1 pseudogene is annotated in these 380 nt (G+C 62.6%); it reads left to right on the top strand.

Features of this window, described 5'->3' with window-relative positions:
• A pseudogene (locus tag HMPREF2932_RS09275) lies at nt 1-280 on the top strand (SAM-dependent methyltransferase); the annotation flags it as partial.
• Nucleotides 281-380: the final 100 nt, after the last annotated feature.

The raw sequence follows: 380 nt of genomic DNA, 5'->3' as shown, positions 1-380 counted from the left end.
CTATCCGACGATCGAGGAGACACACCGACTCTTTGATAGGCGTTCCAACCTGCGCATCATCGCTCAGACCCACACCGGAAGCCACTACCTGGAAACGCTTCGCTACCAGCGCAGTTTCTTCGATGGGCGGCGCCGCGAAGCGGCGGCAGCGGGCTTCGACCAGGTTTTCCGCCGCCTCTGGACCTTCCAGTTCGCTCTCCGCGAGGCGCTGTTCACCTTAGGAATGCTGGATGCCGTGCACGTGGTGGCGACGCACCGCAACCGCGGAGGCCGCCGTTAGCGGTCTACACTGGGCGGCGCCAGAAGCACAACCACTTTGCGGCCCGGAGGGAAAGAACATGGCAGACCGCACAGGAATTATCGCGCACCGAGGGTATAAC

This window comes from Corynebacterium sp. HMSC074H12 (assembly GCF_001813755.1).
Taxonomy (GTDB): domain Bacteria; phylum Actinomycetota; class Actinomycetes; order Mycobacteriales; family Mycobacteriaceae; genus Corynebacterium; species Corynebacterium hiratae.
The sequence above is the reverse complement of the archived record's forward strand: the minus strand, read 5'-3'. Positions and strand labels throughout refer to the sequence as shown.